Below are 13,447 nucleotides of genomic sequence, written 5' to 3'. Positions count from 1 at the left end.
GACCTAGGTCCTGCCGTCGGCGTTCAGCGGTACGCCGTCCAGGGTGGTATCCGTGAGGGTGGTGCGAACCGCGGTGATGGCCTCCGTGCGGCTGACCACGGTGCAGGTCATCTCACACAAGAGGAAACCCGTGCGGTGCTTTCCGCGCACCATGCCGGCCTCTGCGCCCTGGTTCACGCCTTCGCGGAGCCAGTCGTACAGGTCGTGGACGTCGTCGTCCTGCCAGCCCTTGAGGGCAGCCGCGCGAATGCCGAGGGCCAGTTTCTCGGCCAGGTAGTCCGGGTCGATGACGCTCCGGAAGCGAATGGCCAGACGCTCGAACTCGTGGCCTGCGCCGAACTCCCACGAAGCCCAGAGCTCGTTGATGCCCTGTGCCACGGGCCGGGCTTCGAGAAGCCACCGGTACTCATCCATGAAGGGCGCGTGACGGCGTAACCACCAGTTCTGCTCCCGTGGCGCGATCGCCCAGGGACCGGGGACCTCGGAGAAGGCCGGCCATTCGACCTCCGGGCATTCCCAACGCGCCGCCCACGACCGGACCTTCTCCCGGTTGGCGACGAACTTCGCCCGGAGTTCGTCCACGTCGTGCCGCTTCGGTCTGCGTAAGCTCATAGACCTTCGCCTCCCCGCTCCGCCCGCCAGGACATGCTCCCACGCAATCGCCATACTCAAGGGGCAAGTAAGCCTCGACCGCGCATGCCTGGACCGGGCACGGCCCAAGGAGTGAGGGCCGCACCACCGCGATGCTCCCGTGCCCCGCTGGTCGTACCGGCACACGGCCGGCAGACCAGGGCCCCGTGGAACAGCACCACGGGCAGCTGCTGGGCCGTGTCCCCCGCCTACAGAGTCACCGCGGCGAACCCGACGACTTCACGATCCGCAGCAGATACGTGTCCATGATCCAGCCGTGCCGCTCCCGGGCCTCGGCCCGTACCTGCCGGATACGGTCGGACACCTCGCGCAGCGGGCCCGCGATGAGCAGCTCGTCCGGTGTGCCCAAGTAGGCACCCCAGTAGATCCACACGTCGTCGCCCTCGACCTGGGTGAACGACTCGTGCGCGTCGAGCATGACGACGATGTCGCCGTCGTCGTTCTGGGCCACGTCGGCGAGACGGCGAGCGGGGGTGATGTGGAGCGGGCGGCCCACCTGGTTGAGCGGGATTCGGTGCCTCGCTGCGAGCGTCGAGACACTGCTGATGCCGGGAATGACTTCGACCGTCACCGAGAAGGAACCGCGGGCTTCGATGTCGGAGAGGATCCCGAGCGTGCTGTCGTAGAGCGACGGGTCGCCCCACACGAGGAACGCTCCGGTTTCCCCTTCCGACATCTCGTCGCGCATCAACCCCTCGAAGATGTCTCCGCGCCGATCACGCCAGTCCTGGACGGCCGAGGTGTAGCCGGTGCGGTCCATGGGGCGTCGGTCCCGGCTCAGGTCCTCCACCTCCACGACTCGGTACGGCGCCTTCGCGTGCTCCTCCAGCATGCTGTGGCGCAGGTCCGTCAGCGTGGACTTGTCCGATCCCTTGCCGACGATGAAGAAGACATCGGTACGCCGGATGGCTTTCACCGCTCCGAGGGTCAGGTGGTCCGGGTCGCCGGCTCCGATGCCGATCACGAGTATCCGGCGTTGCTCCGTGGTCATGGCAAGCATTGTGGCAGGTGAGCCAGGTAGCAGAGTCAGGATCCGGCGCCGACGGCATCTCGGCGGAGGGTCGACGGAACTGTCCGCTGATCTCGGCCCTAGTAGGAGGCCAGAGGGCGGATCAGCGCGTTGCGAGCATGGCGTGGCGCAGAGCTGCCCTGGAGCAACTCACCTCAACAGCACCCGAGCTGCCGGCGTCGCCCTCGACGACGCCCCCGCGGCGACACCGATCGGTCTGGGCTGCCGGATGTGCGAACGTCGTGATTGCGCCCAGCGGGCCCGGCCACCGGCCGGCGGCAGGCTCTCCATCGATCCCGACCGGCGCACGTATGTGCCGTATCCGGCTGAGACACGCACACACTGATCCGCCTGTCTTACGGAGAAATGGCGGCCCGCCCTGAGAGGCGACCTTGGTCAACCCAGGAAGCTCAACCAGACCTGACGGTCGGGTTTGCCCTGGTTCGTGTCCACCAACCTCCGTTAAGGCAACCGGCAAGGTACCTGATCCCGCCTCCACATGCTGTGCGATCGGGGGGACGTCACACGGAAGAGGAGCCGACATATCCGCAGGTCAGAATTTGCCGGGCCCTGGTGCGCGGGGTGGCGGCCGAGCAGGCTAGTTTGCTCGGATGAGTCTCCTTGATGATGTGGCCGAGCGCGACGGCTGGCAGTGCTGGGTGTGTGACGAACCGGTCGACCCCGACGAGTCGGTGAACGACCCGCGGGGGCCCAGCGTCGACAGCCGGACCGCCGACCGGAAGGCCAAGGTCGCCGAGCGGCTCGCACACCGCGGATGCAACACCCGCAAGGGCGCGGTCAAGGTGGTCATCGCCTGGCCGGACCGCCTGTACGTGGTCGAACCCGCGCCGCTGATCACCGTTGCCGAGAGGCTGGAGCGCAAGGGGGGCCGCGAGATGGTGGGCCGTTGTCCGACCGAGCGGGACGCCCAAGAGGCGGCGGATTGGCTGGTGGACCGATTCTCCCGACTGGTACCGGGACTGCCGGTGACCGCCGACATCCAGCCGGGCGGCGGCCAGTTCCTCATCACCCTGTCCACCGGCCGCCGCTGACCAGGGATCACAGCGCACACTCGCGTCGATGCCCGTTCCACGGCTGGACCTACAACAACGCTGGCAAGCTACTGAAGGCCAAGGATCCGCGGGACGCGACAGGCGCATCGCCGCCCCGGACTCGCGCAGACCGCGAAATGGCCGCAACTCCAGCCGGCGTCGCGGGTCCAAGACCACCGTCCACCGCCCCTCCGCCACCTCGAACAGAACAAGCAGCAGACTGGCGGGCTACAGCACGGTGATGTCCGGCATGGGGTGATGCCAGATGCCTGTCAGGTCACTCAAGAGGTTGCGTGCCGGCATTCGGACTTCGTTCCAGCTGGAGTCAGACTCAAGGGCTTCTGGGGCCCAACGGAGGGCTTGCCGCCACCCACTCATGTCAATGGCCTCCACCTGCGGCCATTTCCCTCATGCTGTGTGGCCGTGCTCCTCCCCGCCGGCGGCCGGGTGCCTCCCCAGGGGACGTCCAGGACAGGCCAGTGGTGAGGTGGTGTGCGGCCGCGTGCTCGACCGGCAGGGTCATCGGGGTCGAGTTCGGCGAGCCGCTGCCGGTAGGCGCCGACCTGCGTCCTGACCGCCTGGTGCCCACGAACGCCAATCTGCTGCCCCGTTACGAGCATCCTCGTCACCCGAGGAACGACAACCTCACCTGCCGACGAGGATTGTCCTGGTTCGTGTCCACCAGACACACCGACTGCCACGTCCCCAGCTCCAGACGTCCCCCAAGCACCGGCAACGTCGCATGCGGCGGCACAAGCGCCGGGAGGACGTGGTCGCGGCCATGGCCGGGGCTGCCGTGGCGGTGCTGCCAGCGGTCGTCGGCCGGAAGCAGGGTGTGCAGGGCGGCCAGCAGGTCGTTGTCGCTGCCCGCGCCCGTTTCCAGGATCGCGATGCCGGCGGTGGCATGGGGGACGAAGACGTTGAGCAGGCCGTCGCGGCCTGCTGCCGCCTCGCCCAGGAAGCTCTGGACGGCGTCGGTGAGGTCGAAGACCTTCTCGGCCGAGCCGGTGGTGACGTTCAGGACACGGGTGGTGAAAGCGTCGGACATGGGGCCATCCTCCCTCACGTCTCTCCCATTCACTGATACGTGGCGTCCACCTTCCGAGACGGCATTGACCGTACGCTGACGATCTGGCTACGTTCAGCGGCATGTTGCGTTCAGCTCTGCTCACCACGCGCGGTCACATCGACCTGCTGCGGGTGGCTTCTGCTGCGTGTCGTCACAGCTGCTGACGCTCCCCCGGCCTCAGCCCCTTTTCCCCCTTTGCACTTCTCTGCCCTGACGCCTTCGCGCGGTTGATTTCGCCGTCCCTCGCGCAGGCCTTTCGGGCATCCCTCCCTCCTGCCGTGGAGCACCATGAGCATCAGCCATGCCCCGCCGGACCCCGAGTCCGACATTTCGGGTATATCCAAGTCCGGCGATCCCGCCCGGGACGCCCAGGACGTCAGAGACAGCGATGGCGCTGAAGACGCCCGCTCGGCCGAGCCCGATCTCGTCCCCATCGTCCCCGTCTCCACCCGCCGCGCCCGCGTCCCCCGCTGGCTGCGCCGCACCTCCGGGCCCCTCGCGCTTCTCGCCCTGTGGCAACTCCTCAGCTCCACAGGGGCGTTGAGCCAGGACATCCTCGCATCGCCGGGGACCATCGCCGGAGTCGCCCGTGACCTTCTCGGCGACGGTTCGCTGACCTCCGCCATGGGGGTCTCCCTGCAGCGGGTCGCGGTGGGGATGCTGCTCGGTACCGTCGTCGGGACCGCGCTCGCGCTCATCTCGGGGCTCTTCCGCGTCGGCGAGGATCTCATCGACGCCAGCGTGCAGATGCTGCGCACCGTGCCCTTCGTCGGGCTCATCCCGCTGTTCATCATCTGGTTCGGCATCGGTGAGACGCCCAAGGTCGCCATCATCACGCTGGGCGTCTCGTTCCCGCTCTATCTGAACGTGTACGCGGGCATCCGCGGGGTCGACTCGCAGCTCATCGAGGCCGGGGAGTCCCTCGGGCTCTCACGGTGGGGGCTCGTGCGCCACGTCATCCTGCCGGGCGCTCTGCCGGGTGCGATGACCGGCCTCCGATACTCCCTCGGCATCGCCTGGCTCGCCCTCGTCTTCGCCGAGCAGATCAACGCGGACTCCGGGATCGGCTTCCTGATGGTCCAGGCGCGTGACTTCCTGCGGACCGATGTGATCGTCGTCTGCCTGATCGTCTACGCCTTCCTCGGCCTCATCGCCGACTTCATCGTCCGCACCCTCGAAAGGCTGCTGCTGCAATGGCGACCGACGTTCACCGGCCGGTGACCCCCACCGACTCCGCGACCAACGCGGCCACCGCCCCCACCGCACAGGCCACTTCGGCCGTACGTGTCGAAGGTCTTACCCGCTCCTTCGACGGGCGCGCCGTCATCAATCAGCTCGATCTCGACGTGAAACCGGGTGAGTTCGTGGCGCTGCTCGGGCGCAGCGGCTGCGGCAAGTCGACCCTCCTTCGCATCCTCGCCGGGCTCGACCGGGACATCGAGGGAACGGTCCTCGTGCCGCGCCGCAAGGCCGTCGCGTTCCAGGCACCCCGGCTCATGCCCTGGAAGCGCGTATGGCGCAACGTCCTGCTCGGACTGAAGGGCAAGCCCGAACGCGCCGTCGCCGAGCGGGCATTGGAAGAGGTCGGCCTCAAGCACCGTACGAACGCGTGGCCCAAGACCCTCTCCGGCGGCGAGGCCCAGCGCGCCTCGCTGGCCCGCGCCCTGGTGCGCGAGCCCGATCTGCTGCTGCTCGACGAGCCGTTCGGCGCGCTCGACGCGCTCACCCGCATCAAGGCCCAGCGCCTCGTCGACGAACTGTGGCAGCGGCGCGGCTGCGCCGTCCTGCTCGTCACGCACGACGTCGAGGAAGCCGTGCTCCTCGCCGACCGGGTGCTCGTCATGGACGAGGGGGTCATCGCGTACGAGACCGAGATCGACATCGAGCGGCCGCGTGGCATCTCCGATCCGCGCTTCGCCGAGCTGCGCGGCGAGCTTCTGCAGCGCCTGGGCGTCGACGCGGACGGCGCCTCTCCGGAAGCCGCCGCTGCCTGAACCTCCCCCACTCCCCCGCCCCGTGAACAGCACGAACAGACCGAACGGACTCACCATGCGACGACACCTCGCCGCCCCCGCCCTGCTCCTCCCCCTGGCCCTGCTGCTCGCCGCATGCTCCGGCTCCCCCTCCGCAAGCACCTCGTCCGCGGGTGCGGGCGGCAGGACCGACGGCAAGGGGTCGCTCACTCTCAACGTCGGGGACCAGAAGGGCGGTTCGGAGGCCGTGCTGCGCGCGGCCGGGGAGCTCGACGACCTGAAGTACAAGATCCACTGGTCCACCTTCACCTCCGGTCCGCCCCTCCTGGAGGCCATCAACGCCAAGGCCGCGGACATCGGAGCCGTCGGCAACACGCCTCCCGTCTTCGCCGCCGGAGCGAACTCGAAGATCTCCGTCGTGGCCGCGACCCACGGCACCGCGTCGGGCGAGGCGATCCTCGTCCCGAACGGCTCGCCCCTGAAGAAGGCCGAAGAGCTCAAGGGCAAGTCCATCGCCGTGACCCAGGGTTCGTCGGCGAACTATCAGCTGATCGCGTCCCTCAAGAAGGCGGGTCTTGGCCTCAAGGACGTCAAGGTCAAGTATCTGCAGCCCGCCGACGCGCTTGCCGCGTTCACCAGCGGCAAGGTGGACGCCTGGGCCGTCTGGGACCCGTACACCTCGCAGGTCCTCGAGAGCAAGAAGGGCCGCATCCTGACCGACGGCGACGGCCTGGTGAACGGCCTGAACTTCCAGGTGGCGGCCCCGGACTCGCTCAAGGACAAGAAGAAGTCCGCGGCGATCGACGACTACCTCAAGCGGCTCCAGAAGGCCCAGGCATGGGTCTACAAGCACCCGGAGGCGTGGGCGAAGGTCTGGGCGAAGGACACCGGCCTGCCCTACGAGGCCGCGCTCGCCGCCGTCAAGCGCACCAACGGCACCCGGGTCCCGGTGGCCGTCGACAAGAACGTGATCACTTCCGAGCAGGAGATCGCGGACACCTTCACCGACCAGAAGCTCATTCCGCGCCGCGTCGACTTCGGCGACTTCGTCGAGACGCGCTTCAACGGCAACCTGCCGCCCTCGACCAGCAAGCCGCGCTCGTACCACAAGGAGTCCTGACGATGACCGTCCACCTCAACTGGTTCCTGCCGACCGGCGGCGACGGTCGCACCCTCGTCGACCGGCACGCCTACACCGACGGCGGCGTCAAGCGTTCCCGTGTCACCCCGGTCAGTGGTGTGCGGGCCCCCGACATCGACTATCTGATCCAGATCGCCAAGGCGGCCGAGCAGTTGGGCTTCGAGGCGGTGCTGACCCCGACCGGCACGTGGTGCGAGGACGCCTGGCTGACGACGGTCGCACTGGCCCAGCACACGGAGCGGCTCAAGTTCCTGGTGGCGTTCCGTCCTGGCGTCATCTCCCCCGTGCTCGCCGCGCAGATGGCCGCCACGTATCAGCGCATCACGCGCGGCCGGCTGCTCCTGAACGTCGTCACGGGCGGCGACTCGACCGAGCAGAAGCGCTTCGGCGATCACCTCGACCACGATCGGCGCTACTCCCGCACGGACGAGTTCCTGTCCGTCGTACGGGGTGTGTGGGGCGGTAAGCCCTTCGACTTCAACGGCGAGCACTACGACGTGGAGGGCGGGCTCACCGCGCTGCCGCCGGACCCGCTGCCGGAGGTCTTCTTCGGTGGTTCGTCGGCGGCTGCCGGTCCTGTCGCGGCGCGGCACGCGGATGTGTATCTGACCTGGGGTGAACCGCCGGAGCAGGTCAAGCAGAAGATCGACTGGATTCGTGGGCTCGCCGAGGAGCAGGGCCGCACGGTGCGGTTCGGGATCCGGCTGCACACCATCTCGCGCGACTCCGCCGCCGATGCGTGGGCCACCGCGAACCGGCTGCTCGACGACCTCGACCCGGACACCATCGCCGCCGCGCAGCAGGCGCTCGGCCGCAGCGAGTCCGTCGGCCAGCAGCGGATGCTGGCGCTGCACGGCGGCTCCCGGGACGAGCTGGAGATCTCGCCGAACCTGTGGGCGGGTGTCGGTCTCGTACGGGGTGGCGCGGGCACCGCGCTCGTCGGCAGCCACGCGGATGTCGCCGACCGGATCGAGGAGTATCACGCGCTCGGCGTCGAGCACTTCGTGTTTTCGGGCTATCCGCATCTGGAGGAGGCGTACTGGTTCGGCGAGGGCGTGATCCCGGATCTGGCGGCGCGTGGGCTGCTGCCCCGGATTCCGGCGTCGCAGCTGGCCGGGGCGCCTTCGGCGAGCGGGCGTCCGGGATCGGCTCCGGGCGGCGCGCCGCTCCTGTTGGCCTCGGGCGGGCGCTGACCCGGACACCGGCAGACGCGGGAAGATCCCGGGCCCCGATGGAGTTAGTAGAAGCGTGAACGACATCGGGGCACGGGACGCGGCCGTAAGAGAAACGGCACACGAAGCGGCACAAGAGGTGGACGCGGTCGTCATCGGTGCCGGGCAGGCGGGCCTGTCCAGTGCCTTCCATCTGCGCAGGGTCGGCTTCGAGCCGGACCGGGACTTCGTCGTCCTCGACCACTCGCCCCGGCCCGGCGGCGCCTGGCAGTTCCGCTGGCCCTCGCTCACCTACGGGAAAGTGCACGGGATGCACTCGCTGCCCGGCATGGAGCTGACCGGCGCCGATCCCGCGCGGCCCTCGTCGGAGGTCATCCAGGAGTACTTCGACGCGTACGAGCGGCGCTTCGACCTGCGGGTGCACCGGCCCGTCGACGTACACCAGGTGCGTGCGGGCGACGGCGGGCGGCTGCTTGTCGAGACGTCGGCCGGGACCTGGGCGACGCGCACCCTGATCAATGCCACGGGTACGTGGGACCGGCCCTTCTGGCCGCGTTATCCGGGGCAGGACACCTTCCGTGGGCGGCAGTTGCACACGGCCGTCTATCCGGGGCCCGAGGCCTTCAAGGGGCAGCGGGTGATCGTCGTGGGCGGCGGGGCTTCGGGCACACAGCATCTGATGGAGATCGCTCCGTACGCCGCCGGGACCACCTGGGTCACCCGGCGGCCGCCCATCTTCCGCGAGGGACCCTTCGACGAGAACTGGGGGCGCGAGGCCGTCGCCATGGTCGAGGAGCGGGTGCGCCAGGGGCTCGCGCCGCAGAGCGTCGTGTCCGTGACCGGGCTGCCCGTCAACGACGCCATCCGGCAGGCGCGGGCCGACGGGGTGCTCGACCGGCTCCCGATGTTCGACCGCATCACGCCGAGCGGCGTGGAGTGGGACGACGGGCGGCGCGTCGATGCCGACGTCATCCTCTGGGCCACCGGATTCCGGGCGGCGATCGAGCACCTGGCGCCGCTGCGGCTGCGTGAGCCGGGCGGCGGCATCCGGATCGAGGGCACCCGGGCCGCCGCCGACCCCCGCGTCCACCTGGTGGGCTACGGGCCGTCGGCCAGCACCATCGGCGCGAACCGTGCGGGGCGCGCTGCGGTGCGGGACATCCAGCGGCTCCTGGCGGACGCGGACGCGCCGGTCGCGGTGTGACGTGAGGATGCGTCCCCCACGGTCGGCTCAGGGGGCCGGGACGTTCTCCAGGCTCCTGTACGGGCGGTAGCGCGGCACGTCGAGCCGGGAGTAGGCCGGGGTGACGCCCTCAAGGGTGCCGATCTTCGTGCGCAGCTCGTTCGTGCCGCCGTCATCGGCGAAGCGCCGCCAGGCCGCCATGTCCTGCCACTCCACGTAGTTGAGAACCCGTCGGCCGTCCTTGCTCGCATGGAAGTGCGCCCCCAGCAGCCCGGCCGGACGGATCCGCTCCAGAATGCCGATGACCGCGTCACTCAGCGCCCGCTGGCCGTGGGGACCCTGTGTATCGAAGGTGGGCGTGACGAGTGCCCCTGGACGCCGGGACGCGTTCTCCTGCGGGGCGTAGCTGCGGTACAGCGCATAGCGCACGACGCCGGGGCGCTCGATGCCCGGGAGTGTCTTGTCGATCGTGCCGATGGCCGCGGGCCGCCGCTCTCGTACCCATTCCCGGTGGGCGTCGTCGTCCGTCCACTGGGCGTAGTTGAGGACGTGAGAGCCGTCCTCGCTCAGGAACGTGGTGAGGGAGAGCATCGCGTCCGGGCGTTCCTGGCGTTCCCACTCCTCGATGACGAGGTCGGCGGCGCGCTCCTGTACGTCCGGGGCCGGCACGATCCAGGAGCTGACGAGGATCGTGCCGGCGTCCGCACGCCGGACGGCGGGGAACGGTGCGGATATCGGTGCGGGCATGGTCGGTCCTCCCGGGGCCTGCGACGCGGTCGAGTGGATGCGAGCGTCGAGACAAAGGCTCACACCTCAAGTGCGATCGAGGTCAAGGGGAGGACTCCCGGGCTCCTAGCTGTCCTGCTTCTTCTCGTCCCCGCCCCCGCCCCCGTCCCCGTCCTTGCTCTTGTTCTTGTTCTTGTTGAACTCCGCCACGTTCTTCTGCTGCTCCTCGAAGCTCGAAGTGAAGCGGGTGTCCCCCGGCTTCACCGTCACGAAGTACAGCCAGTCGCCCTGCGCCGGGCCGGTCGCCGCGCGCATCGCCTCCTCGCCGGGGTTGCCGATCGGGGTGGGGGGCAGGCCCATGCGCGTATAGGTGTTGTAGGGGCTGTTGATCTTTGTGTCGCGGTCGCGGGTGTTCAGCGTCGAACGGTTCAGGGCGTAGTTGATCGTCGAGTCCATCTGCAGGGGCATGCCCTGGTCGAGTCTGTTGTAGATGACGCGGGCCACCTTGCCCATGTCCGCCTTGGAGCCCGCCTCCGCCTCGATCATGCTGGCGATGGTGACGGTCTGGTAGACGTTCACGGCGTTGCGGTCGGCGCCCGCGGTGACCTGGTTGCCGCTGAACTTCTTGGTGGACGTGTTCACCATGTACGACAGCACGGACGCGGGAGTCGACTTGTCGCCGATGGGATACGTGGCCGGGAAGAGGTAACCCTCGGGGTTTCCGCCCGCGTCGCCGGGAAGTTTGAGATCAGCCTTGGGGATGGCCTTCTTGGTGGTGCCGGCCGGCACCCCGAGGGCCTTGTCGACGGCCCCGTACACCTGGCCCGAACGCCAGCCCTCCGGGATGGTCAGCGACTCGGGGCGTGCGCTGTCGTCCGGGAGCAGCAGCGGCACCGCCACGGCGGTGACCGCCGCGACGGCTCCGGTCGCGATCAGGGCGATCCGGCCCCGACGCGTCAGTCGAATCGTGCCCCGGCGCGGAGTCTTGGTCTGCAGCATGCAGGCACATTATCCTGCAAATCCAGACATTCCACGCATATCGTCATGTCGCAGGCTCCAGCTGGGCGTCTCGTCGAACCAGGGCGGCGTAGCGGCCGTCCCTCTCCAGGAGCTCCTCATGGGTGCCGCGCTCGACGGTCCGGCCCGCGTCCAGGACCACGATCTGGTCGGCGCCGCGGACCGTGGAGAGCCGGTGGGCGATGGTGAGCGTCGTCCGGTCGGCGGACAGGGCGTCGATGGCTTCCTGCACGGCGTGCTCGGTGTGTGTGTCCAGGGCGCTGGTCGCTTCGTCCAGGATGAGCACGGGCGGATCGCGCAGGATCGTACGGGCGATGGCGAGGCGCTGCTTCTCGCCTCCGGAGAAGCGGTGGCCGCGCTCGCCGACCACCGTGTCGTACCCGTCGGGCAGGGACGCGATGTGGTCGTGGATCTGAGCCGCTCCCGCGGCCGCGATCAGTTCCTCGTCCGTGGCATCGGGCTTGGCGAAGCGCAGGTTCTCGGCGACCGACGCGTGGAAGAGATACGTCTCCTGGGACACGACTCCGACCGCCCGGGCCAGCGTGTCGAAGTCCAGGTCGCGCACGTCGACGCCGTCGATCGTGACACGGCCGCCCGTGACGTCGTAAAGGCGCGGCACGAGATAGCTGAGGGTCGACTTTCCCGAACCGGTGGGGCCGACGACGGCCAGGCTGCCGCCGGCGGGGACGGTGATGTCGATGCCGTCGAGGATCGCCCGGTTCCGGTCGTCGTCCCCCTCGTAGCGGAACTCGACGCCCTCGAAGCGGACTTCACCCTTGACCTTGTCCAGGCGCACCGGGTGCTCGGGCTCCGTGATGTCGACGGGCAGGTCCAGATACTCGAAGATGCGCTGGAAGAGCGCCAGCGAGGTCTGGATCTGTACGCCGGTGGAGAGCAGGCTCACGGTGGGCCTGAACAGGCCCTGCTGGAGCGAGACGAAGGCGACGAGCGTGCCGATCGAGACCGTGGGACCGCCCAGCTGGAAGGCGAGGCCCGCGGTCCAGTAGATGACGGCGGGCATGGCGGCCATGACGATCGAGATGACGGCCATGCGCCAGCGCCCCGCCATGTTCGACCGGACCTCGAGGTCGACCAGTTGCTCGGACTCGTCGGCGAAAGACTTGGTGAGCGAGTCGGAGCGGCCCATCGTGCGGCCGAGCAGAATGCCGCTGACGGAGAGCGACTCGGTGACCGTCGCGGCCATCGCGGCCATCTGCTTCTGCCGCAGCGTGGCTATCTTCTTGCGCTCGCGGCCGACCCGGCGGCTGATCCACACGAACACGGGCAGCAGGAGCAGCGAGACGACCGTAAGGCGCCAGTCGAGGGCGAGCATCGCGACGATCGTGGCGATCACGCTGGTGAGGTTCGAGACCAGGGAGGTGGCGGTGGAGGTGACCGTCGCCTGCATGCCGCCGATGTCGCTGGCGATGCGGGACTGGACCTCACCGGTACGGGTCCTGGTGAAGAAGGCGAGCGACATGCTCTGCAGGCGGCCGTAGACGGCGGTGCGCAGGTCGTGCATGACGCGCTGCCCGACCGTCGTACTGATCAAGGTCTGCAGGACGCCGAAGACGCTGGTGACGACCGCGCTGAGGATCATGCCGACGGCGAGCAGGCTCAGCAGGCCCGTCCGCCCCTGCGGGATCGCGGTGTCGAGGATTTCCTGCAGCAGGAAGGGGGTGGCAACCGAGACCAGGGATGCGGCGCCGACGAGCAGGCCGACGATCGCGAGGCGGGCGCGGTAGGGACGGAAGAGGCGCAGGATGCGGCGGATCTGCCGCGGCTGTTCCTCCTGGCCGGGGGCCGGGGGCTGCGGTGTCCACTTGGGTTCGTCGTGACGCATGGGCTCCTACGGGAGGTGAGACGGCAGCCGGCGCGCTCACGGGCCGGCGAGGACGGTCGGCGGCCGCGACGACGCCGAACGTCGGGATACAGCCGATGACGATTGAGGGAGCATAGCTCACTGTTACCTATACTCACAATGCACAAGGTCCTGATAATGTTCCCGCATGAACACCCCGGACGCCGACGGACTGCTCGCCGAACAGCTGCTGCGGCTGACCCGCAGGCTGCACCGCATCCAGAAGCGCCATCTGGTGCCGACCGGGATCACCCCGGCCCAGTCCCGCCTGCTTCGCACCCTCGTCCATTACGAGACACCGCCGCGCATGGCCGACCTCGCCCAGCGCCTCGAAGTGGTCCCGCGCGCCGTGACGAGCCTGGTCGATGGCCTGGAGGCCAGTGATCTCGTGCGCCGTGTCCCTGATCCCACCAACCGCCGGGTGATCCGCATCGAGCTCACGGACGCGGGACACAAGGCTTTCGGGGAGTTGCGCAGCGCGCGTCTGGCCGCCGCGGAGGACATCCTGGCTCCACTGGACGCCGAGCAGCGCGCGCAGCTCGGCGGCCTGCTGAACGCGCTGTTCGATGTGCCGGACGTCCGCCGCTGCTGAG

14 protein-coding genes and 1 pseudogene are annotated in these 13,447 nt (G+C 69.0%); 9 read left to right on the top strand and 6 right to left on the bottom strand.

What is annotated here, in order from left to right; translation table 11 throughout:
• Positions 1 to 3: 3 nt before the first annotated feature.
• Positions 4 to 612 (bottom strand): hypothetical protein, encoded by a 609-nt coding sequence (locus ACFQ7F_RS01140; RefSeq protein ID WP_383264163.1) that lies wholly within the window; start codon positions 610 to 612, stop codon positions 4 to 6.
• Positions 613 to 847: 235 nt separating this feature from the next.
• The gene (gene cobF / locus ACFQ7F_RS01135) at positions 848 to 1,642 is read right to left on the bottom strand and encodes a precorrin-6A synthase (deacetylating) (protein WP_383264160.1); all 795 of its coding nucleotides are present in this window, start codon (positions 1,640 to 1,642) and stop codon (positions 848 to 850) included.
• A gap of 127 nt (positions 1,643 to 1,769) precedes the next feature.
• On the opposite strand from cobF, the pseudogene ACFQ7F_RS01130 reads away from it, so the two are divergent.
• Both ACFQ7F_RS01130 and ACFQ7F_RS01125 read left to right on the top strand, forming a co-directional pair.
• Positions 1,770 to 2,006, top strand: a pseudogene (locus ACFQ7F_RS01130) (short-chain fatty acyl-CoA regulator family protein); the annotation flags it as partial.
• Positions 2,007 to 2,271: 265 nt separating this feature from the next.
• A complete protein-coding gene (locus tag ACFQ7F_RS01125) occupies positions 2,272 to 2,712 on the top strand; it encodes a hypothetical protein (protein ID WP_383264158.1) in 441 nt (146 codons plus the stop codon).
• A gap of 625 nt (positions 2,713 to 3,337) precedes the next feature.
• Here the strand turns inward: ACFQ7F_RS01125 and ACFQ7F_RS01120 are convergent.
• Entirely contained in the window at positions 3,338 to 3,760 is a 423-nt protein-coding gene (locus ACFQ7F_RS01120) for a secondary thiamine-phosphate synthase enzyme YjbQ (protein ID WP_383264156.1), read from the bottom strand.
• Positions 3,761 to 3,861: 101 nt separating this feature from the next.
• Here ACFQ7F_RS01120 and ACFQ7F_RS01115 point away from each other — a divergent pair, with 101 nt between their 5' ends.
• From ACFQ7F_RS01115 to ACFQ7F_RS01090, 6 genes are all read left to right on the top strand, one after another.
• Positions 3,862 to 3,945, top strand: coding sequence for a putative leader peptide (locus ACFQ7F_RS01115; protein ID WP_383264229.1), 84 nt, complete (start codon positions 3,862 to 3,864; stop codon positions 3,943 to 3,945).
• Between the two features lie 124 nt (positions 3,946 to 4,069).
• Positions 4,070 to 5,002, top strand: a complete 933-nt coding sequence (locus ACFQ7F_RS01110; protein ID WP_383264154.1) for an ABC transporter permease — start codon at positions 4,070 to 4,072, stop codon at positions 5,000 to 5,002.
• Complete coding sequence (locus ACFQ7F_RS01105) at positions 4,975 to 5,775, top strand: ABC transporter ATP-binding protein (RefSeq protein WP_383264151.1); 801 nt, start codon at positions 4,975 to 4,977, stop codon at positions 5,773 to 5,775. The genes ACFQ7F_RS01110 and ACFQ7F_RS01105 overlap by 28 nt, the downstream gene beginning before the upstream one ends.
• Before the next feature lie 55 nt (positions 5,776 to 5,830).
• Positions 5,831 to 6,874 carry an ABC transporter substrate-binding protein gene (locus tag ACFQ7F_RS01100; RefSeq protein WP_383264149.1) on the top strand — a complete coding sequence of 348 codons (1,044 nt, stop codon included), beginning with the start codon at positions 5,831 to 5,833 and terminating at the stop codon, positions 6,872 to 6,874.
• A gap of 2 nt (positions 6,875 to 6,876) precedes the next feature.
• On the top strand, positions 6,877 to 8,088 hold the full coding sequence (locus tag ACFQ7F_RS01095; protein ID WP_383264146.1) for an LLM class flavin-dependent oxidoreductase: 1,212 nt from the start codon (positions 6,877 to 6,879) through the stop codon (positions 8,086 to 8,088).
• A gap of 55 nt (positions 8,089 to 8,143) precedes the next feature.
• A complete protein-coding gene (locus ACFQ7F_RS01090) occupies positions 8,144 to 9,271 on the top strand; it encodes an NAD(P)-binding domain-containing protein (protein WP_383264144.1) in 1,128 nt (375 codons plus the stop codon).
• Between the two features lie 27 nt (positions 9,272 to 9,298).
• On the opposite strand, the gene ACFQ7F_RS01085 is transcribed toward ACFQ7F_RS01090, so the two are convergent.
• The 3 genes from ACFQ7F_RS01085 to ACFQ7F_RS01075 all read right to left on the bottom strand — a co-directional run bounded on the left by ACFQ7F_RS01085 (position 9,299) and on the right by ACFQ7F_RS01075 (position 12,836).
• Positions 9,299 to 9,997, bottom strand: coding sequence for an antibiotic biosynthesis monooxygenase (locus ACFQ7F_RS01085; RefSeq protein ID WP_383264142.1), 699 nt, complete (start codon positions 9,995 to 9,997; stop codon positions 9,299 to 9,301).
• 105 nt (positions 9,998 to 10,102) lie between these two features.
• Positions 10,103 to 10,972 carry an endolytic transglycosylase MltG gene (gene mltG, locus ACFQ7F_RS01080; protein WP_383264226.1) on the bottom strand — a complete coding sequence of 290 codons (870 nt, stop codon included), beginning with the start codon at positions 10,970 to 10,972 and terminating at the stop codon, positions 10,103 to 10,105.
• A gap of 46 nt (positions 10,973 to 11,018) precedes the next feature.
• A complete protein-coding gene (locus ACFQ7F_RS01075; RefSeq protein WP_383264139.1) occupies positions 11,019 to 12,836 on the bottom strand; it encodes an ABC transporter ATP-binding protein in 1,818 nt (605 codons plus the stop codon).
• A 166-nt stretch (positions 12,837 to 13,002) separates the two neighbouring features.
• On the opposite strand from ACFQ7F_RS01075, the gene ACFQ7F_RS01070 reads away from it, so the two are divergent.
• On the top strand, positions 13,003 to 13,446 hold the full coding sequence (locus ACFQ7F_RS01070; protein WP_383264137.1) for a MarR family winged helix-turn-helix transcriptional regulator: 444 nt from the start codon (positions 13,003 to 13,005) through the stop codon (positions 13,444 to 13,446).
• Position 13,447: the final 1 nt, after the last annotated feature.

The organism is Streptomyces sp. NPDC056486, from assembly GCF_042795295.1.
GTDB lineage: Bacteria > Actinomycetota > Actinomycetes > Streptomycetales > Streptomycetaceae > Streptomyces.
Note: the sequence above shows the minus strand (reverse complement) of the source record. Positions and strands in the feature narration are given on the sequence as shown.